Annotated in this window: 1 protein-coding gene; it reads left to right on the forward strand. The window is 68.8% G+C overall.

Going from position 1 to position 1,015, the window contains the following annotated elements:
• Window positions 1-129 precede the first annotated feature (129 nt).
• Entirely contained in the window at window positions 130-969 is an 840-nt protein-coding gene (locus tag FKP22_RS31535; RefSeq protein WP_141292084.1) for an MbnB/TglH/ChrH family RiPP precursor modification enzyme, read from the forward strand.
• Window positions 970-1,015 lie beyond the last annotated feature (46 nt).

Genomic DNA, 1,015 nt, shown 5'->3' on the forward strand with positions numbered 1-1,015 from the left:
CAGCCAGGGCTACGCGCTGTCCACCCCGCAGGCGCTGGCCGCCACGCTGGACAGGCTCGCCGAGGCCGGCGTGATCGCGCCCCTGGTGTTGTCCACCCCTTCCGTCTCCCCTCCCGAACAGGACCCGGCATGCCCAAGCGTGACTGCAATCCCCACTGCCTCGGCGTCGGACTGAACCACCGCCACGAGATCGAGGCCGAGATCATCGACCGGCTCGACGAGCTGGACCTGCTGGAGGTCATCTCCGACAACATCCTGCAGGACGAGCAGGTCGGCGAGCCGCTGCGCCGGCTGATGCGCGACAAGCCGCTGGTGCTGCACGGCGTCAGCACCTCGCTGGGCACCGCCGCGCCGCTGGACCCGGACCACCTGGCCGCGACGCTGCAGGCGGTCGAGCGCTGGCAGCCGCTCTGGTTCAGCGACCACATCGCGTTTTCGCGCGTGGGCGAGCTGGACGTGGGCCACCTGATGCCGGTGCGCCGCAGCCTGGCCAACCAGCAGCGCATCGCCGCCAAGATCCGCCAGATCCAGCAGGCCAGCGCCACGCCTTTCCTGGTCGAGAACATCACCTACTACTTCGAGCATGGCGACGAGGAGATGGACGAGCTGAGCTTCGTCAACGGCATCCTGCAGCAGGCCGACTGCGGGCTGCTGCTGGACGTCAACAACCTGCACATCAACGCTCAGAACCACCGCTTCGACCCGTATGAATACCTGGCCGGGCTGGACCTCGGCCGCGTGGTGGAGCTGCACCTGGCCGGCGGCTTCGTGCGCGACGAGCTGCTGATCGACAGCCACGGCCACCGCATCGGCGAGCCGGTCTGGGAGCTGCTGCGCCACGTCTGCGAACGCGCCCAGCCGCGCGCCATCATCATCGAGCGCGACATCAACTTCGACCTGGCCGACATCTTCGACAGCGTGGCCCGGGCCCGCGAGATCCTGCTGCAAACCGAGGCGCTGGCCGCCTGAACCGGAGAACGCCCCATGCGCGTGTTGCTGCTGTGCATTCCCGGCC

The organism is Ideonella azotifigens (assembly GCF_006519715.1).
GTDB classification, from domain to species: Bacteria; Pseudomonadota; Gammaproteobacteria; order Burkholderiales; family Burkholderiaceae_C; genus Ideonella; species Ideonella azotifigens.

Bases quoted from the DNA above. Each gene is read 5' to 3' on its own strand.
- FKP22_RS31535 (WP_141292084.1), top strand. From the start codon at position 130: ATGCCCAAGCGTGACTGCAATCCCCACTGCCTCGGCGTCGGACTGAAC.